General features: G+C 42.7%; 13 protein-coding genes and 1 pseudogene. 6 read left to right on the forward strand and 8 right to left on the reverse strand.

Annotated features, from left to right (window positions below; translation table 11 throughout):
- Positions 1–2: 2 nt before the first annotated feature.
- The 5 genes from AB4371_RS12070 to AB4371_RS12090 form a co-directional block, all read right to left on the reverse strand.
- Positions 3–455, reverse strand: a complete 453-nt coding sequence (locus tag AB4371_RS12070; protein ID WP_372149821.1) for a hypothetical protein — start codon at positions 453–455, stop codon at positions 3–5.
- 9 nt (positions 456–464) lie between these two features.
- Positions 465–1688 (reverse strand): murein transglycosylase domain-containing protein, encoded by a 1224-nt coding sequence (locus AB4371_RS12075; RefSeq protein WP_372149824.1) that lies wholly within the window; start codon positions 1686–1688, stop codon positions 465–467.
- 21 nt (positions 1689–1709) lie between these two features.
- Complete coding sequence (locus tag AB4371_RS12080; RefSeq protein WP_048662235.1) at positions 1710–2684, reverse strand: LPP20 family lipoprotein; 975 nt, start codon at positions 2682–2684, stop codon at positions 1710–1712.
- On the reverse strand, positions 2684–3349 hold the full coding sequence (locus tag AB4371_RS12085; RefSeq protein ID WP_372149826.1) for a hypothetical protein: 666 nt from the start codon (positions 3347–3349) through the stop codon (positions 2684–2686). Before AB4371_RS12085 ends, AB4371_RS12080 begins: the two co-directional genes overlap by 1 nt.
- 85 nt (positions 3350–3434) lie before the next feature.
- On the reverse strand, positions 3435–5243 hold the full coding sequence (locus AB4371_RS12090) for a caspase domain-containing protein (protein WP_372129014.1): 1809 nt from the start codon (positions 5241–5243) through the stop codon (positions 3435–3437).
- A 249-nt stretch (positions 5244–5492) separates the two neighbouring features.
- Here AB4371_RS12090 and AB4371_RS12095 point away from each other — a divergent pair, with 249 nt between their 5' ends.
- The 4 genes from AB4371_RS12095 (at position 5493) to AB4371_RS12110 (ending at position 12791) form a co-directional block, all read left to right on the forward strand.
- Positions 5493–5627, forward strand: coding sequence for a hypothetical protein (locus AB4371_RS12095; RefSeq protein ID WP_261978795.1), 135 nt, complete (start codon positions 5493–5495; stop codon positions 5625–5627).
- Positions 5628–5635: 8 nt separating this feature from the next.
- Positions 5636–6610, forward strand: coding sequence for a bifunctional oligoribonuclease/PAP phosphatase NrnA (locus tag AB4371_RS12100; RefSeq protein WP_102393616.1), 975 nt, complete (start codon positions 5636–5638; stop codon positions 6608–6610).
- Positions 6611–6811: 201 nt separating this feature from the next.
- Positions 6812–7837, forward strand: coding sequence for an HD-GYP domain-containing protein (locus AB4371_RS12105; RefSeq protein ID WP_029235511.1), 1026 nt, complete (start codon positions 6812–6814; stop codon positions 7835–7837).
- 70 nt (positions 7838–7907) lie between these two features.
- The gene (locus AB4371_RS12110) at positions 7908–12791 is read left to right on the forward strand and encodes an ATP-binding protein (protein WP_372149828.1); all 4884 of its coding nucleotides are present in this window, start codon (positions 7908–7910) and stop codon (positions 12789–12791) included.
- Positions 12792–12885: 94 nt separating this feature from the next.
- On the opposite strand, the gene AB4371_RS12115 is transcribed toward AB4371_RS12110, so the two are convergent.
- Positions 12886–13776, reverse strand: a complete 891-nt coding sequence (locus AB4371_RS12115; protein WP_102428994.1) for a LysR family transcriptional regulator — start codon at positions 13774–13776, stop codon at positions 12886–12888.
- A gap of 243 nt (positions 13777–14019) precedes the next feature.
- On the opposite strand from AB4371_RS12115, the gene AB4371_RS12120 reads away from it, so the two are divergent.
- On the forward strand, positions 14020–15195 hold the full coding sequence (locus AB4371_RS12120; protein WP_372149831.1) for an MFS transporter: 1176 nt from the start codon (positions 14020–14022) through the stop codon (positions 15193–15195).
- Positions 15196–15476: 281 nt separating this feature from the next.
- Here AB4371_RS12120 and AB4371_RS12125 read toward each other — a convergent pair whose 3' ends face one another.
- Both AB4371_RS12125 and AB4371_RS12130 read right to left on the reverse strand, forming a co-directional pair.
- Positions 15477–18233 (reverse strand): immune inhibitor A domain-containing protein, encoded by a 2757-nt coding sequence (locus tag AB4371_RS12125; RefSeq protein ID WP_372149832.1) that lies wholly within the window; start codon positions 18231–18233, stop codon positions 15477–15479.
- A 47-nt stretch (positions 18234–18280) separates the two neighbouring features.
- Positions 18281–18607 (reverse strand): hypothetical protein, encoded by a 327-nt coding sequence (locus AB4371_RS12130; protein ID WP_372149834.1) that lies wholly within the window; start codon positions 18605–18607, stop codon positions 18281–18283.
- Positions 18608–19015: 408 nt separating this feature from the next.
- Here AB4371_RS12130 and AB4371_RS12135 point away from each other — a divergent pair.
- Positions 19016–19420: pseudogene (locus AB4371_RS12135) on the forward strand (Lrp/AsnC family transcriptional regulator); the annotation flags it as partial.
- Positions 19421–19466 lie beyond the last annotated feature (46 nt).

A 19466-nucleotide genomic window follows, 5' to 3' on the forward strand; every position in this document is an offset into this window, starting at 1 on the left:
CCTTATTCAGCAACAATTTGAGGTGCTTGTGCAACCACACGGGTACATAAATATTCTTCGACATCTTTTTCTACAGAAACGCTTTCTGTTACCCAGGTAAACTTCATTAGCTGGTTGGTTAGTTGTTTTGTGGTCGATTTAGCGGTTACGGTTGTAGTTACAACATTGTCTTTACGATCGGCTGTTACAATCTTCTTTTTCTCCGAGGTTCGATTTGTATCGAGCTCTTTTTGCACCATGGCTTCGAGAGACGCAGCTAGTGATGCTCTCGCCTCCATTGAAGCGATGTCCATATCAAGCGTCATATCTCCCATACTTTCAACGCAAGCAACACCCGCGATTAAGCCTTCAGGCAAATCAGATTGTGGGTTCATGCGCCAGCTAGGAAATTCGGAGTTAGCGGCTGCTTGAAATGACAATGTAGTAATTGCAGCGATAATTAGAGTCTTTTTCATGTTTTATCCTTAAATCATATTCTTTTCGTAATTAACTTCTGCTTTACTTACTTTTTTCAAGTAGTTACGAGTTTCCGCAGCAGAATGCTTTTGTTGGATAGTTTGGAATACTTGTTGTGGTTGAAGCTGGTTAATATTCTTGATTGCAACTGAGCGTTTGCCACCGAAAATATGATAGATTGGCCCCATGCCTCCGTTGTAAGCCGCTGTTATGCAGTACTTTAAGCTCTCTTCATTGGTAACGCCTTTGAAGTAGCGAGATCGCAGTAAGTGCAAATAAGCGGTACCGACCTCAATATTTTTTTCGGGGTCGAATAAGTATTCTTTATTCAGTAACTGTTGTTCACCAAATAGGAAGTTTGTCGCATCTAGTCCTGCGGAACTTGGGACAATTTGCATCAGGCCAAAGGCAGGAACATGTGAGGTTGCTGTAGGATCGAAAGCGCTTTCTGTTTTGATGATAGACAGTATAAATTCAGGCTCAAGTTTGTATTTTTCTGCGTAAACTTCAACGGTATCAAAAAAGCGTTGTTCTTTACGATTAAGCCAACTTGGCGGAAAAGAAATAACGGCTTTGAGAACGGTATTGCCTTTACTGTCTTTGGCTTTGGTCACGGCCACATTTTCAAGAGCTTTGTCTAACTCTTGAGCCTGAACCTTTGGTGTTTCGGAAACGGGTAAGAATGTCTTATCACTGAGTTTCTCAACATTTGTTGCTTCAATCAGTTCAGAGGTATAAGCATCGGCTTGTTGGGCTTCGCCAATGGTCAGCTGAGATGTACGCACGATCTCTTCTTTGAGTTCTTCTATTGAGGTTGTTTCACCTGTAATAGTGGTGACTTGAATCGTATTTTTCTCGAAGTTAACTTCACGCTTTATTTGTAGAGAGGGGCTGTAGCTGACCCACTTAAATTGGTCGCTAAAGGTAGGATTATCCCAAGATTCTGAAACTTTGGTTTTAAACTTATCAAACTCTTGTTGAGCTTGTGCCACATATTGATCGAATTCGCAGTTCTTTTGTACTTTGTAAAGATCAAATTGGGCTTCACTGCAGAGTTTGTATTTTTCAAACTCATCTTTCGCTTCAAAAGGTTGATTGAAAAAATGTTCGACGCTAGGGCAACTTTGTTCGGTAATTGAAAGTTCACACGCTTGCTGCAGCGTATCTGCAGACGCCCATCCACTAGAGATAAGTATCGCTAAAGGGGATAGCTGGCAAATTATTTTCTTCATATCTGTTCCTTGACCGAGGGGTTAACCTTTCTCTATCGAGAGTCGTTCCATGACAAAATCACAGTGCTCGAAATAGTTCAGGATCAACCCAAACCCTGGAGTGTCTGTTGATAAACGCGATTCATCCAATCGCTCAAATCGAGAGGTGTCTATTTTTGTAGGGCAGAGCAATGCGATATTGGTATCGTATGTCTCTTGTCCGTTGTTGAGCAGCGCTTCGATTCCGTCATACTGATTTCTATCTGGAAACTCGATAGAGTCGCCATCTGTGACTTGATGGTTTTCAACTAACACGCCTGTACTACCATCTTCATAAACTTGAAACAAAGAGAGATAACCCGCTTGGTTTGAGTTGAGTTGAATAAAGTAATGGTCGCCAGCATTGAGTCGTCGCTTGGATGAGTGAATATTTATATTTTCATCTGAATAGTTGAAAAATAGGTGGTTATACTTTGCTTCCGGTAGTATTAACTGGCCACTACTGTTGGAAAGCATCCAGCCCCCAGCAAACCGCTCGATATCTATATCCGGCAGACATTGGTGTTGTTCCACCCAGTTTTTTAGCATGGTCGTTGTTGACCAGTATGGGTGTAATTCACGGTGACATTGTGATTTCTTTAACCAAGCAGAGAGCTTTTGTGCAAATGACTCGGGGTCATATTGAACTTGAACATAAAACTGGTTTTGCGATTTTTCACTGTTGATAATGGTGACGTTGTTTCGGAAAACCACATTGGATATGGACTCTTTATGAGAAGCCGCAGATTTTTTCAACTCACCATTTTCGAAGGTTTTAGTACTAGTGGTCTTACTGACAATTTGGTTTTCAATACCTTTAGCCAGATCATGATAAGCTGCGTCTTTGGCTTGTCGGTAAGTGTTGCCTTTACCGAACCCATAGCTCAAGGTTAAGTCTAATGGCACTTCCCCATACCAAGACGGGGAAGCGAAAGCACAAGCACTCGACAGGGAGATGATTAGCGCTATTATTTTCATTAGTCTTCTTTTTTTCCTGGATAAGGTGCTTGTTTTACTGTCCAACTAAATCTTACACGAGCATCTGAATGTGAATGAGCAACAAAAGAAATAAGTGAGCCAGATTGGCTTGCTGAAACAACATAGTCTCCGTCATAAACACCATAATTTAGGTTATGATCGGAAGCTTTGGATAAAGTTTTATATGGTAACATGGTTTTGATTAACTCGTTACCTTGCACTGGGCCGCTCATTACAGTCCCTGCATAATCATTATTGTTCTTACATCCTATATTATTGCCGGGCATAAAAAACGACCAGACTGAACGGCCATTTGCTCCTACTGAAGGGCCATCAACAAACCAACTACAGTTTTTTCCATCTAAGTAGTGTCCTGAGAGCAACTGGTTAGCGCTTGCAAAAGCTACAGATTTTACTGAGCTCATATTTTGGAAGATTAGGTTGCCATTTTTGTCTGCTGAGAATTCTGCACTCATATCAAAGAATTGAGTTTGCCCGGTGTCTTTGTTGGTTACTGGTACTCGCAACATCGTTACTTGATTACCAGCACCTTGGAAGTGAGCTCCCTGAAACGCGATATCTAGATTGGAGTTTTCTACATCCGCAGCGAAGGCTGTTGATGAGATTAGAAGAGCGGATTTTGCTAAAAGTGTTTTCTTAAACATGGATATAAGCCTTAATCAATGTTTCAAATATGCTGTAAATTGAAATAGTTTTTAAAAGTAGAAACGTTTTTAAAGAGACATGCTCTTAAAGGGACATAGTCTGGTTACCGGTAATTGTTGGATGTTGACGTTTTAAATCCCCCATCTCAAAAGAGGCAGATTTCACTTTGTCGTAAACATCTTGATAAAGCGTATTCACATCCTTGTTTCCCTCGATCATTGACTTCATGAGGTAGTAACTAAACAGGCGATGACCTTTTTCTTGGTACATATTGGAATACTCTTTATCGCGTCCCGCAGTGATCACGACCATACGCTCAGGATCAATACTGACTTTTTTCGGTGCCAGTCTGGAGGCGGCAACCCCTTTGATGACCGATACACCATCAGTCGCTCCACTGAAACAACTGTCTACCATAACGACTATCTTGCCTGCTTTACTGCTAGACAGTGTTTTGTAGAGGTTATCGAGTTTGAAGAACTCATCATCAGTTATGTAGTCAGGGATCTTATCTTGCGGGAGAATGTAAGGATCATTATCGGGAATCGCAGGGATACCGTGTCCACTGTAGTAAAAGTAAACCGTATCGCCTTCATCGACGTTGTCTAACATTAAACGTAACTTATCTTTAATCGCACCACTGGTTGCGTCACGGTCAATGAGTTCGTAGACGTGCCTTTCTGGAACACCCAGAACTTTTGTCGCGACGTCAGACATCACTTCACCACTGCTGCGCGCAAAAGCTACTTGATCTGAATTTGCGTAATCTTCGATAGATAGGTTGAAGAACCAGTTGGATGAATTACTTTCCACAGGCACAAAGCCATTAAGTAGTTGCTTCAATTCATCAGAGGCGGTGTTGTCCGTTGCCGAGAGGCGTGAATCGACTTCAAACGCATCGATTAAGTTAGGGTTTTGCATCTCTAGCCCTGGAGTCTCGGCACTGCTTGGGCCACTGTTAATAACCACACTCAGAGCTTCGGGCTGATAATTACTTTTAGCCACATCCCCTGAGAACATTACGTCATTGTAGTTGCCTTTTATATTTACGAGCTCTAGTTGATTCTCGTCATAAGAGTAGGTGAGTGCGAGGTCAAGGTTATCGATATTGCTGAAGACATCACGCGCCTGCTCAAGAGGTACATTTAGAATAATGTCTCGCTGATAGTTTTGATTTGACGCTTTAAACAACAGGTGCATTTGCTGGTTTTCAGCATCATAACTCTTTGTTGTGACGACCGGCTTACCCATTACATCTCTAAAAGCCTTAGCAACGAGTCGAGTTTTTTGCACGCCCAAGTTGCCCTTTCGAGAGTCTGCCCCTTCTTGTAGGACTCGAATTTTGGCATTTCGAGCTTCTACTTGTTGACGGTATTTAAGTTGTATAGCGGCTATTTGTTGTTGTCGTTCTATTCGCAATTTTTCGACGCGTTGATCAAATTGAGTTTTGGTTTCAAATTGATCTTTGACGATTTCTGGCGCTTTGGGCAGATCAGGCTCTCGAACTGGTGGTGGAATGTCTGAGCTGCTCAATGTGGTGTGTTGTACTTCGTATAAAGAGGCGACAGCACCAACCAATGACATTGGGTCGTCAGATTGTATACATCCGATAGAACTCGTCATGTAATGTTGTTCGGTAGAGGACTCTTGTCCTGCAAATAGGTCAACATTATTGCTTGCTTTTTTTTGTCCGCCGCGAGTGATGACCTTGCCATTCAGCGAAATAGGAGCATCAACTTGCAGCTCACCGCCAAGCTGCCAAATATCAGGATTAGATGAACATACAGTTCCCTGTTTAGAGTGCGAAAATTCAAATTGATTGTCAGCGTTAGCAAAACTAAGAGTTGGTGCTAACGCAAATAGCATACCTGTGACAATTCTATTCCGTGTCATTAGATAAGTTTTCCATATGGCCGTAGTGTCAGATGAGCTCAAGACCATATAGTCTAGTTGAATATCACTCAATGGCGCATTAATCGTAATGGGATATAAGTCAATGTTTGTTTTGTTAAGTGTGAGTAAGTTTTAGTTAATTTGGAATGGGTGTTTATTAAATTTCTTCTGTTTGAGAGGCTTAGGAGTTAGGTGTTCTTACGTTTAGAACTCAATTGATTCGCTTTATTTATAGTTAGTGGTGTTCTCATGTTAAAAGTTGCTAGTCTTATCTTAATCGCTCTCGGTGTTTTTATTGGAATACAATATGGAGATGAGATAGTTAGTCCATTGGGTGGTGGTACTGAAACTGTTCTTAATACAATAGAAAACTTGAAAGGTTAAGGTGAGGTATGTCTATTTTCTCATTTAACGATTTTCTTGAGCGTCTCAGGGACTGCGAACGAATCATCATTCAAGCTCATGACTTTCCTGATCATGATGCGGTTGGCTCCGCTTTTGCTCTCGCTTATTTACTTAGAAAGAAGGGCTTTAAACCACTCATTACTTATCAAGGCTTTATTGATCGTGTTTCTTTACATAATTTGATTGGTTGGCTTGATATTCCCATAGTTAAGTCACATCGATTAGATTTAAAGCCCAATGACAAAATCATTGTGGTAGATGGCTGTATTGGTGAAAAAAATGTTACCGACTTACCGGGTATAGAAGTTGGGGTGATCGATCATCATCAGGTTGTAGCACCCAGTTTCGTTTGGTTTTCAGATATTCGACCTAACTATGGCGCAACAGCTTCCATTATGGTGGAGTACTTTAATCATTATGATATTCCAATTCCCGACCGCGTAGCGACGGCTCTACTTGTTGGATTGACGTTCGATACGGCAAATTTTACCCGCGCAATGAACAAAGCTGATATCAAAGCCCTACTTCAACTTCAAAACTGTGCTGATATGAATATGGTCAATCGTATTTGTCGAAATCAAATCGAATATCAAGAGTTGAAGTTATTTGATTTCATGTTTGAATCTATTAGGAAAGACGGAAATTGTGCATTTGGGAGCTTACCAGAAGGGTGTCCCAAAAATATGCTAGGAGTGCTTGGTGACTTTCTACTTACAGTTGATGAACTAGATATTGTGGTGTTGAGTGCCCGTAGTCATGAGAGAACATTTGTTTCATTGCGTTCTGAATGCCCCCAGAATGACATGGCTAAGGTGATAAAGAGATCGCTGAATGATACGGGTGTTGGTTTTGGTGGAGGACACTCGCATATGGCTGGTGGTGTTGTTAATCAAGTGTTTGACCATTCCAATGAACGGGTCTTTATTTATGATCTGATCCGCCCTCAATTGAATATATTGTGAACCAAAGTTTTTGCCTCTATCTGATTTGTACCTGGGATCGTCCGCCGAGTTTCTGACATCAGGCTAGACTCAAACCGTTAGTTTGACGTCACTCGAAGATCTACTCTTCATTTTTGAAAATCAATTGCTTTTTTTCTGCTTAACCTCTGAAAACCGTTCTACACTAGGGTTATAACTGTTTGATTTGTATACGAGGTATCAATGAGTCGGAAACCTATAGTGTTAGTCGTGGATGACACCCCAAGTAACTTGGATGTGTTAACGGCAATACTCAAAGATACTTATCAAGTGAAAGTAGCGATTAACGGCACAATTGGTATCAAAATTGCGAAGATGGTGCCGCAGCCAGACCTTATCCTCCTTGATATCATGATGCCTGACATCGATGGTTACGAGGTGTGCCGCCAACTTAAAGCTCAGCCGAATACGGCTCACATTCCTATCATTTTCGTGACCGCCACAATTGGTCCAGAAGCCGAAGTAAAAGGGCTCTCCTTGGGGGCTGTCGATTACCTAACCAAGCCGATAACCCCTGCAATTGCACTCCAGCGTGTGAAAACGCATATCGCACTTTATGACCAACAACGCGCGTTGTTTAGTCAGGTAAAAGAGAAAACTCAAGAGATCAATCTCGGTAAGCTAGAAACACTGAACATACTGGGTAGAGCTGCTGAATTTAAAGACAATGAAACAGGCATGCACGTTAAGCGTATGAGTCACTACTGTGAAGTGCTAGCTAAAGCCTTGGGAATGACTGACGAAGATGCCGAGACGTTGCGTGATGCAGCACCAATGCATGATATTGGCAAGATCGGTATTCCTGATAGCGTATTACTCAAGCCGGGTAAATTGGACGCCGACGAGTGGACAATTATGCAAAAGCATGTCGAATATGGTGTTGATATACTTGGTAGGCAGAGTGATTCCAAACTGATGCGTATGGCTATTCAGGTGGCGCAATATCATCACGAAAAATGGGATGGCAGTGGTTATCCAAACCAGATAGCTGGTGAAGGTATCCCATTGGTTGGAAGAATTGCGGCTGTTGCTGATGTGTTTGATGCCCTGACCGCAGAGCGCCCTTATAAAAAAGCTTGGAGTATTGATGAGGCGCTGAACTTGTTTGAAGAACAGAAAGGCAAACATTTTGATCCAACTATCGTTGATGTGTTTTTTCTGAAGTTACCTGAGATTCTAGCAATTAAAGAGAAATTTAGAGATGAGTGATGGCTTGATGTTGTCGCTAAATCGTTTGGTTGTTTTTCTGGCCATTACACTTTTGGTGTGGCCACTGCTAATGCGATCTACGAATGCTGCTGAGGTAACAGATACTGAGTTAAATCAGTGGTTGGGAAACCAACCAACGGTAACTTTTGTTGTCTTGGCCAACCATTATCCTTACTCATTCATCGATGATGATGGGCAAGTTTCTGGGATCATCAAAGATTGGACACTGGATCTTGAACAGCGTTTTGGTGTTCATGTTCGGTTTGTCACAGTTAACTCGCGTGTCGAGGCTAAAGCCGCGTTAGTCGACGGGCGAGGCGATGTATTCCCATTCCAACAGTTCGACCCAAGTGAAGGTGGCCGTTTTCTTGCAAGTGATCCTTATATTCCTTATCAGGTCGCAGTGATTGTTCCCATCGACAACAAAATAGATACCAACATCGACCAAACTCAAAAGCGCCGCATCGCGATGGTTAATGAAAATATCGACTTGGAGCGAGCCGGTGTCAAATTGAGTTCTATTGAGCGAGTGAATTTTGATAACGTTATTGATGCAGTACGTGCGTTAGGGGCCGGGGATGTCGAAGGCATGGTCGGTGAACCTATCACCACTATGGATCTTGCGAAAAAGATTGGCGTTCATGATTTAGCGGTAAATTATGTTCTGGAGCATTGGAAAAGGTTTGAAGCATCAATGGTGATTCGAACCGATGAACCAGAACTGCTGACGCTAATCAACAAACAGATTGAAACCTTCGACGTTGATAACAAGAACCAGATTTTATCGAAGTGGCTAGACAGTTCCCCCTATCGAGTGCCGCTAAAAGGCGTGTTTGGCTTTGGTAACCCTCCGTATATTTACCCAGACAGCACCGCAGTCGGGCTACAGTACGACATTCTTCAGCGTGCACTGAATGACATGGGATATAAACTAGGTGACGTTGTCACACTTCCACCTAGCGCCGCTAAAAAAGCCATCGATAACAATAATTCTATAGCCTTTTTTTCTGGTGTTCAGTTTGATGATCCTAATGCGCACTTTTTAAGTGATAACGTTTTTAATGTTGAGTTTGTTCCTGTTTCACTAACTCGCCGCAAACTCCAACTTCAATCCCCAAAAGACCTATCATTAGGGGCGTTATTGTTCGACGAAACATCCACAATTAAAAACTCTGTTGAAGTTCTGAAGAGTAAGTTAGACATTGATCGTGTTGAAGATTACGAAGATCTTGAATCAGCATTCTCGCAGTTGAGGGCTCAAAATGTTGACCTGCTAATGGTTGAACGAAGAGTGCTAGAGTGGTTTATCACCAATACTCGTTTTATTGAAATGGCAGAGCTAACGCTACATGACGAGTATAAAGTTGAGTATCCGATCTATGTGGACTTTAAGAGTGAAGAAATCAGAGATAGCTTCAATGCCGCAATTAAAAGGCTTAAACAGGAGGATGACGGCTTAAACCAAATTATCGAGATGCAGGTTCAGAGTGATTTAAGCCTAGTCCTTAAAAAAGCGAATATTATCGCGCAAATATCTGCGTATTTTATCGTCAACGACCGCTTTGAAGAGTTGACGGAAGTGTTTGAAATTTTCGACACGGACAGTTCTTTTCAGGTGATCACCGCACAAGCGGATAACAATAGTCGCCCGATCAAATCTTGGTACATAGGCAACCTAGTTGATCAATATGGAGAGAAGAAAAATACCTCTCACTTTTCATCAGTCACCAAGGTGGCGAATTATAGGACCAAGGGAGGGAGTATCAACTCTGGTTCGATGACTTTCTACTTTGATGTTAATTCGTTAGAGCGGAACTATGTTTATTTTCCATCTGTCGAACAATTTAGTTCATTCGGAGATGCGGCGAAACGCTATATTGCGGATGTTTATCAAGCGAGTAACTTGACTGGAGAGATCCTAAATCTAAGCCAAAAAGAGAGGGCGTGGATTAAAGATAATCCGGATGTACGTATAGGTATCGATCCGAATTCGTTACCTTATGAAGCGGTATCCAATACCGGTGAATACATCGGGATGATTGATGATTATCTAACGCTGATTGAACAAAAAACAGGGCTAAGTATTCAGCATGTTGACGTGGCGAATTGGTCTGAGACCCGAAGCTTGGTTGATCATCATGAAGTGGAACTGGTCTCAGCAGCTCAAGAGAATCGTTCGTTAGGAGATAACGTCAAAGCAGCTAAAAGCTTGTTTTCAAGTCGTTTGGCCATTGCATCGAGAAGAGACGTTAGTAGCTTGGTACTTGAAGAAGCTGATGGTTGGAAAATCGGTATATTGAAGAATGCGGCAAATACTAACGCGATTTTATATAAGTACCCGAACGTTGAGTGGGTAGAGGTAGAATCCACGGCCGATGGGCTCAACCGATTGGATGATAAAACCTTAGACGGCATGGTCGACACTGTTGATGTCCTCAATTACCTCATTGATTCATTTGGTCATCGAGGGGTTGGTATCATCGGCCGGTTAGACTTCTTCCTATCGCCAACTCTGCATGTCATCAAATCTGAACCTTTGCTTTATTCGATTGTGAATAAGGCGATTGAGAGTATTTCTGCTGAAGAACATCAAAAGATATCGGCGAAGTGGGCGGCGCCCAAAGCGATAGAAAGAGTTGATTATCAATTGGTTTACACTATTTCGGTTTTTTCTCTGGTGATCCTTCTTCTTATTATTTTCTGGAATCGTAAATTAGCGAAGCAGATCAGTATTGCTAAGGAAGCGACCGAAGCTCTGGAAAAGGCGCAGAACCAACTCTACAACATGCTAAATAGCTCTCCAATTGCAGCTAGTGTGGTATTTGAAGAAGAGGTTCGTTACGCGAACGATACGGCAAAACGTTTGTTTGGCGTGGAAGATCAGGCGTTGTCTTCTATCGACGTTGCCGCTATCCATGATTCGCTGAGCGTTCGTGATGGCGTGCATGAAGAGCTCGACCTTAACGGTAAAGTTGAAAATAGGGAGTTAGTACTCAGAAAGTCTGATGGAACCCGATTTGTTGCTTTGGTCAGTTACTATCTTTTTGAGATTGATGGTGAAGTCGCCACACTATTTTGGGCATTCGATATTTCAGAAATGAAGCGCCTTAACGAACAATTGGAAGAAGAGAAACAGAGAGCCGATTTGGCGAGCCAAGCTAAATCGGAATTCTTAGCCAATATGAGCCATGAGATAAGAACCCCAATGAACGCCATTATTGGCTTGTCTTATCTGGCGATTGGCGAAATATCTAATCCTGTAGCTCGAAATTATATTGAGAAAGTGCACCGTTCTGGCCATTCGTTACTCGGTATCATCAATGACATCCTTGATTTTTCAAAGATAGAAGCTGGGCAACTTGTTATTGATAACGTCCCGTTTGATCCCGTAACGACTTTTAAAGATGTGATTGAGTTGATGGAATCGAAAGCGGCTGAGAAGCAACTCAATTTGTCTATGGTCATCGACCCAGAGTTAGACACGCCACTACAAGGCGATCCATTGAGGTTGTTCCAAGTCATACTCAACCTTGTGGGCAACGCGATTAAGTTTACGGAAAAAGGCAGCGTAGCGTTAACGGTGGAGCATGTTGACTCGAACGACAGCAGCCTAACCATGAGAGTGAGTGTGATGGATACCGGGATAGGCATCTCGGATGAGAATCTGCACAAGCTGTTTGAAGCCTTTAGCCAAGCGGATAGCACAACGACACGTCGGTTTGGCGGTACAGGGCTTGGACTCAACATTAGCCAGAAATTAGTGCATGCGATGGGCAGTCAAATTACGGTGGAGAGTGTTTACGGGCAAGGCAGTGAGTTCTCCTTTGTACTGACATTGCCACGATCAAGCTCGGATGCGTTAGCCGACTTCAAAGCCCAAGAACTGCAACTGGATTACCAGATAGAGTTCAAAGGCCAAAGAGTGTTATTGGTTGAAGACAATGAGCTGAACCAAGATCTAGCCTTAGCATTTTTCAGTCGCTCTAAATTAAATGCCGATCTTGCTGAAAACGGAAAGGAAGCGCTGGAGTTAGCTAAAAACAACGACTACGAAATAATCTTCATGGATCTTCAAATGCCGATTATGGACGGCTTTGAAGCTACCCGTTTGATTCGTGAATTCGATATAGATGTACCGATTATTGCAATGTCAGCCAATGTTTTTGCTGATGCGAAACAACGAGCGAGGGAAGCGGGTGTCACGGACTTCTTAGACAAGCCTATTGTTATTGATAAAGCGATGTCTCTGATTACTCGATACATTGTTCCTGAGGTATTAGTTGAAGGTAGAACGCATTCAGATGCGATACAGACAGGTGATTCTGATGAGAGTGCGGAATTACACTCTGATACTCACATAAAACCGCCTGTTTTCTCTCAGTCGAGGTTTGAGCAACTGACTTATCATGATGTGAAACTGCAAGCCAAAATGCTTGATAGGTTCTGCAAAGGATCACCAGACATGATGTCGGATGCTTTTGATAGCTTAGTACAAGGCGAATGGGAGACGTTAGAGCGTAATCTACATACCTTAAAAAGCATGGCAGCTTCGATTGGTGGGTTGCGATTGGCAGAGTTACTCAGTGATTTAGAAAGCAAAGCTCATAACAAGGCGTGTGATGAAGAGGATCTTAAACAAGGTGAGCTTGGGTTAATTGAACTGATTAAAGCAGTTGAGATCAGCTTTGATGTGCCTGGTGCCAAAGGATCTAATACGACAAGTTCTGAAGTAGCCGATGTGAGTCTTGCTGATACCTCTGACTCACCGAGCATCACGTCAGAACAGCATGCTCAGTTGCTATCACTGCTGGATGCGTATGATAACGATGCAACTCAATATGTGACTGAGTTACTGGCACAGTATCCACATTCTGTTGTTCTTAAAGATGTTCAAAGTGCGTTAGATAATTATGACTTTGAACGAGCCAAAGAGGGGCTTGGCGCTTCTGAGTAGTTGTCTTTTATAAATATCACTTCAACATTAAAGCCTTTAGCTCTTACAGCGAAATAACGCGCTAGCTAAAGGCTTTAAATCTATCTATACCGAACTAACCACTCACATTCTGTTTGATCAATTCAACAACCGTATCGTATCGGTGCGGCAGTTTTCGGTTTCGTTTTTGAACCAGATACAACGTTTCCTCAACTTCTACCTTTGGCGGCACAACGTGTAGCTTGTCTCTATCTGGGAAGTGTTCAACCGCGCCAGCCGGTAACACGGTAAAACCTAATCCTTTTGATACGGGTAGCAAGATCTGGTGAAGCTGATTGATGTAGCCAGATCTTGGTATCTCATTAACGTTGATGTTCGCTAAGTCTTTATCTCCGCAAAGGTCGAAATACAAAGACAGATAGTGTGCAGAATCTGGGTGGGCAATCAGGCCAATGTCATTCAATACTTGCGGCGTTATCTCTAAATCAGCAAGGCTGTGGTGAACAATAAGACACAGTGCTTCTTTGCCGATGACTTGGCTTTGGTAGTAGCTGTCGTTCGGGGAATGCCTAACAATGCCGATATCGGTAGTGCCTTCGCTTAGGTCATTCAATATCTTTTTGTTTGGAGCGGCTTCTAAGTTAATGCTGAGCTCTTGGTGTTGCTGTTGAAGTTCAAGAAGCTTAGGATACAGACGCAAAGAGAGTGAGCCAGAGCAAGACAAGTGACATTGCCCAGCATAAGGGTTATCAAAACTCAGAGACTCAAAAAGATCTTCTTGGTCTTTCTCTAGTTTGATCGCATAGCGATACATAATCCGACCCTGTTCGGTCAGTTCGAAGCTCTTGTTTTCTCGAGATAGCAGGTCACAATTACAAGCTTGTTCAAGCTTCTTGATGTGTTGGCTGACTCCAGGTTGTGTCATATACAACTTTTCTGCCGTTTGGGTGAAATGGCCAACTTCAACCAGAGTCTTAAACGTATTGAGCCAAAGTGGATTAATCATACTCACCTTCAAATACTAAAGCCTATAAATAACAAAGCCAATAAATAACAGAAAATTATTATTATCTTAAGTAATGATAATTTCAACTCTAGCGTCTTAAGTAACGCTAATCAAAGTCATGTGGTGGTAGCACTTTATATTGGTCTATTGGTCGCTTTGTAGAGTTGCTATGAGTAACAAAGTGTTGCGACTTTGTTGAATTTTTGGTCTATTGACCAACTGTGCTCATATTTAGGAACGAAGATGAATAGAAATGTTTGGCTGCTTTCACTGTGTCAGGCCTTGTTGATGACGGGTAACATATTACTGATCTCTGTGATTGGTTTGATCGGTAAGCAGATTGCACCCAGTGTCAGCATGATCACCTTGCCGGTTGCACTGCAGTTTTTGGGTTTAATGGCAGCCACTATTCCAGCATCTTTAATTTCAGGCAAGTTAGGGAGAAAGCGAGGATTTAGCATTGGTAATGTGGTTGGCATTACAGGAGCTAGTCTTGCCACCTACGCACTGTCTCAACAACATTTCTATTTGTTTTGTTTCGCTACGTTCTTACTTGGGATAGGCATAGGTTTTGGCACGCTTTATCGTTTTGCTGCAATCGAGGTGTGTGATGAAAATGCCCGTCACCGAGCGATCTCTATCTCGATGGCTGGTGGCGTTTTAGCCGCGGTATTAGGACCAAATTTGGCGATTATGTCGCAACAGTGGTCGCAAGATGGCTTGTACATTGGTGCTTTTGCTTCTTTGATTGGATTGAACATTCTTGCGTTACTCATCTTACAAACAATTCAGTTTCCAAAAGTCTCTTTTAATAGTCAGGCACCTAAATCCGATCCTCTCAGTGTGATAGTAAAAGCGCCTAACTTTATTGGCGCAGTGTTTGCTGCCATGGTCGCTTATGCGGTGATGAATATCCTGATGACAGTAACGCCATTGGCAATGATTGGTTGTGGTTTTGACTTTACTAAAGCTGCTGGCGTGATTGAGTGGCATGTTCTGGGGATGTTTGTACCTGCATTTTTTACCGGATCACTTATCGAGAGGTTTGGCTCAAGAATGATGATCTTGGCAGGCGGGATTCTGTTCGTCGTCTGTATCGCGATTAACATTCATGGCGAATCTATTTGGCACTTCAGAGCGGCTTTGGTTGTGCTTGGTGTGGGTTGGAACTTCATGTTTATCGCGGCAACAGGTTTGTTTAGTCAGTCCTACCAATCGCAGAATAAAGCTAAGGCACAAGCGTTTAATGAATTTATTGTCTTTGGCTGTGTGACTATTACAGCGATGCTCTCTGGTTGGCTAGAATCGACAGCAGGGTGGCAGAACCTCAATATCTACGTATTGCCATTCGTGTTAGCTGTTATCTTGCTGTTCGCATTCAGTGCTCGTAAATCGCGTATTCAAAAGCAGCCTGTGTAATGGCTCATCGAATGGTGGTTCAGTAAATTCGTTACTGTGATTAGAACCTTAGCATCTCGAACTGCGACCAATAAAAAGCCCTACCAAAGCGGTAGGGCTTTTGCTTACGGCTTAAATAATAACGTTTTCTTAAAACTGCTGTCTTGGCTCATGCTCGAAGACAACAGTGCTTAAGCTTGCTTGTAAGTACGCGTGATAGAGCCGCGTACTTATTTTGATGGTCTATCGTTTAAGACCTAAGACCTAAGACCTAAGACCTAAGACCTAAGACCCAAGATGAGCTACAGGTCGACCAAAATTGTCTTAGTTGTAATCCCACCTTGGTCATCGATTATCTTAAGTGTCACCTCGTGCTTTCCGTATGAAGGGAAGATTGACGTGAATGTGCGACCTCGTTTCACCTTTCCGTTTGGAAGTGTCCACTCGGTATCAACAATACGACCATCGCTGTCTGAACTTGTAGACCACATGGTTACCCAGCGGCCCAAGTGAATGTACTTCGCGCTTGCTTCTGGAAGGGCGTTTGGAGATTCAACACTCACTACGGAGCTAAATGAAGCGGTAGCGCCTTTGTCGTCGACAACAGTCAAGTTCACCGTGTATTCGCCCGCTTGCTCGTAAGACCAAGTTGGTGCCACTTCGTTACTTGTTGTGCCGTTCCCAAAGTCCCATAGGTAACGGGCGATCTCACCGTCTTGGTCTGAGCTGAAGTTGTTTGCAGAAACATTCAGGCCAGTCACATTAAGCTCGAAGTTCGCAGTAGGAACGATGTTGTGTTGACTTACTTTAGATAAGCGAACCACACCGTATTCGTTGTTATCACTCTGATTCACAATATCGACCGCTAAACCAAACTCCGTCAGGATGCGTCCTGAATCAGGCGCTTGAGGCGATGTGTAATCTTGGTCATCCGAGAAGCTAGCATTGCCAACCAAACTGGTATCTTCGAGTACATCATTATCGCTGTTTACAAGGCGCATTGGAGTATGATCTTTGAGTGAAAACGCAGCGTCTCGAACTTGGTAGCGTGTTTGAGCCACTTCACCAGAGTTTGCCCACACCATGGCATTTTGGTCTGCATCGACCACGCCTAACCAACCTTCACCAGGGTGTTTACCTACCCAGTTGTCGGTGAGTGATTCGTCGACGTACCAAATGATCAATCCTGGGTCGAATGAGATGAGTTGGCCCATGCGTTTGATGTTGGCTAGGCCTTCATCAACGTCCATGTGGCTACGCCATTGCAGTAGGTAGTAGTGTTGCGCTTGGTGGAATCCATTACTTAGCTTGTAGCCATTTAGGGCGAAGGTGGAGTTGCTTTCTCCATCGTCTATTGAGGTTACTTCACCATCCACGACCACACTGAGGTTATCCAGATAGAAGCCTTCCATCGCCAAGCCACCATCGGTGATGTACTCAAACGAAAGCTCTACTTCTTGGCCTACCCATTGTGATACGTCAAACTCAGCGTCAATCCACCCGCTAGATTCGCCGCCAATAGCAGGAACGAGGCCAGTATTGTATGGGTCATCCATTGAGGTGATGTTGCCAGCTATTGCTTGTCCGTTGATTAGCACGCGAGCGAAGTCGTAGTCTTTCTCAATTTCATACCACGCTTTGAACGAAAGCAATGCAGAATCACCCGCTGGAATCACCAACTTGCGAGTCATGCTATTTTTCAGATCATCGCCTTTTTGAGAGTGGAATGAATACTCTCCCTCAAAGGGTTTCAGACTTTCAATTTGCTTTTCAGGAAGATCGACCTTAATCATGTTCGGACGGCTGTTATCCGTTGTTTGGAACAGTGTATAAACTTGTGGGTTGTCTTCTAGGTCATCAATCGAGATTTGATCATCGTTAACCCAGCGACCACCAATCGATTTTTGTAGGAAGTGCTTTGCCCAAGAGCTGAATGCCGTTGGTTGTGTGCCACCAATTTTGCCAGCCCAGCTGCCTGAAGACATGATTGACCAGTAAGATACTGGTTCACCCTTGCCTGTGTATTGCGTGTCGTACTCGTCTGGTAAGCCTAAATCATGGCCATACTCGTGAGCACAGACACCCGCTGCTGCATCAATCGGTTGAATGGTGTAATCAAATGCCGCGTATTGGCCACCAAAGCGGTCGGGAAGCGAGCTAGAGGTACCTTCAAGCACATGTGTGCGACCAAGGTTGAATCGGTGAGACCAGATAGCATCAGGGCCTAATACGCCACCACCGGCTTCTTCGCCAACAGATGCGTGGAATACCATTAGGTGATCAATCACACCATCCGGTTCACGGAAGTTTCCGTCACCGTCGTAATCGTAACGATCTTCGATATCGTAATCGGCTAGGTTGATACTCGGATCTTGAGCCAATTGATTAAGTGCTTCACGAACCAGTTCCTGTGCGTTTAAGTCGTTGTCGGTCGTCGGGGAGTTACCACCATAGAATGACGCAGGTTTAGAGGCGCGATACCAACCCGCAGCTTGACCTGCAACGCTGTAACTGTCACCCGATTCGCTTTGGTAATACTGACGCATCGAGATTAGGTTTTCGCCGTTTGGCCCTGTGTAGCCAGAGTTTGAAAACAACAACTCTTGATAATGTTCTGGGTTGTAGCTCTCGTAGAGCATTTGGGTGTGCTCTTCGGTCAGCTTGTTGTCATCCCAGTTCAAATCAGGGAAATCGACCAATAGAGCCAGTACTTTATCGGTACGCTTGGTGCCGAGCTCTAAAGCAAATACGCTTGCTTTTTTAACACCAGACCCTTTTTCGATGGCTTTGAGTATTTTCGCTCGTTGTTCTAGCGCTTTTTTACCGAATTGAGCATCGCCTTTAAAACCGGAATTGATCTTATTTTTCAAGTAACGGTCAAGAGCATCGTGTTTTGCAACATCGGTTGCATCTTGATCGACTAAGCCTTGTCTAACTAGCATTTCGATAAGTTTGTCTTCATTAACAACGCCTAAATCAATCGGTGTTTTTGCATAACTACTGACGCTAAATAGAGTAAGCATTGCTGAAGCCAACAATGTTTTTCTCATCATTTTCATTATATTTCCTTTTTATATTTCCATGTCGATATCAGTATCAACTTGCCTTATTCGGATCTGTTGTCCGAGTTTGGCCTAATACACTCTTGTGGTGTCTTATTTAACTGACGTGTGTTTGTTGTATGTTTTTTACCTTCTATCTCTTTTTTATTGGTTGTCTCTTTTCTATTTTTTGAATCAAACGGAGTGCTCTTCACTTTTTTAGCGTTGAGATAGATACGCAAAGCTTCTTGATTTTCCTCATAGGTTAAGCCTGAACAGATAACACCTTGTTTAATCAATGACTTCAGTAATAGTTCGTCGTTCTCAATAGTGGAAGCCTGTGACAGTGAGGAAAAAATTAGAACCATTAAAGCCATTGTTTTGTGTGACATTATTATATCAAGCCATCAGTTTTGATTATGTAACAAAATATATTTATAAATTTACCAATCAAATGGATAATTATTACAATTAATTATTCGTTCCGGTTTCAACATTTAGAGTTAATATAAAATAAGGAGTGTTATTTATTCTATTGTCAGTTATTTAATGGGTTTTGTTGAATGAATAGTTGATAGTTTGGATGTTTAATAACATTGATTAGGTCGTGGTTATTATTCTGGAGGGCGCTTTATACAAGGCGTTGGGTTCTAACTAATAAGATAATTTTTTATTATCGGTGTTTTAAAATACGCATGTAATAACTGAGTCATTAGTAAATACCCATGCTCAAATTATTTTTACTCAAAATATCAATAATTAGGGTATTGAGAGTAACTTTCAGTGTTTCAATGACGTGAAATTTGACAATAGCAGAGCTGGTCGGGTTGTCACCGCCTGCTTGCTTAAAGCGAGTGAAACGGCTGAGAGAAGAGGGCGTGATTGTCGGTGGTGTGTCCATCATTAATCCAGAACTGACCGGCAGTAAGATGACTTTGGTTGTGTCCGTGGAAATGGAGCGTGATCGAGGGGATATTTACCAAATCTTTCGCCATTCTATTTCAAAGGCAGAAGAGGTCACGCAGTGCTATCAGATATTAGGCAGCTTTGATTTCATGTTGATTGTGACGGTCAAAGACATTCAAGCCTACGAAGACTTTGTGGAGCGAGTACTACGCAAAGATCTGAATATTCGTAAATTCCATACCTCTGTCTCAATGAGAACCGTGAAATTTACCACTGCCGTAAACTTAGATGAGTCGTGACTGTTGGCATGAGAAGATAGTGAAGTTATTAGGGCGTGTTGATCTT

Source organism: Vibrio sp. 10N.261.51.A3, from assembly GCF_041471965.1.
GTDB classification, from domain to species: Bacteria; Pseudomonadota; Gammaproteobacteria; order Enterobacterales; family Vibrionaceae; genus Vibrio; species Vibrio crassostreae_C.

Excerpts from the sequence above, each read along its gene's own strand:
- AB4371_RS12070 (WP_372149821.1), bottom strand. The coding sequence starts at position 455 with ATGAAAAAGACTCTAATTATCGCTGCAATTACTACATTGTCATTTCAA.
- AB4371_RS12075 (WP_372149824.1), bottom strand. The coding sequence starts at position 1,688 with ATGAAGAAAATAATTTGCCAGCTATCCCCTTTAGCGATACTTATCTCT.
- AB4371_RS12080 (WP_048662235.1), bottom strand. The coding sequence starts at position 2,684 with ATGAAAATAATAGCGCTAATCATCTCCCTGTCGAGTGCTTGTGCTTTC.
- AB4371_RS12085 (WP_372149826.1), bottom strand. The coding sequence starts at position 3,349 with ATGTTTAAGAAAACACTTTTAGCAAAATCCGCTCTTCTAATCTCATCA.
- AB4371_RS12090 (WP_372129014.1), bottom strand. The coding sequence starts at position 5,243 with ATGACACGGAATAGAATTGTCACAGGTATGCTATTTGCGTTAGCACCA.
- AB4371_RS12095 (WP_261978795.1), top strand. The coding sequence starts at position 5,493 with ATGTTAAAAGTTGCTAGTCTTATCTTAATCGCTCTCGGTGTTTTTATT.
- AB4371_RS12100 (WP_102393616.1), top strand. The coding sequence starts at position 5,636 with ATGTCTATTTTCTCATTTAACGATTTTCTTGAGCGTCTCAGGGACTGC.
- AB4371_RS12105 (WP_029235511.1), top strand. The coding sequence starts at position 6,812 with ATGAGTCGGAAACCTATAGTGTTAGTCGTGGATGACACCCCAAGTAAC.
- AB4371_RS12110 (WP_372149828.1), top strand. The coding sequence starts at position 7,908 with ATGCGATCTACGAATGCTGCTGAGGTAACAGATACTGAGTTAAATCAG.
- AB4371_RS12115 (WP_102428994.1), bottom strand. The coding sequence starts at position 13,776 with ATGATTAATCCACTTTGGCTCAATACGTTTAAGACTCTGGTTGAAGTT.
- AB4371_RS12120 (WP_372149831.1), top strand. The coding sequence starts at position 14,020 with ATGAATAGAAATGTTTGGCTGCTTTCACTGTGTCAGGCCTTGTTGATG.
- AB4371_RS12125 (WP_372149832.1), bottom strand. The coding sequence starts at position 18,233 with ATGAAAATGATGAGAAAAACATTGTTGGCTTCAGCAATGCTTACTCTA.
- AB4371_RS12130 (WP_372149834.1), bottom strand. The coding sequence starts at position 18,607 with ATGTCACACAAAACAATGGCTTTAATGGTTCTAATTTTTTCCTCACTG.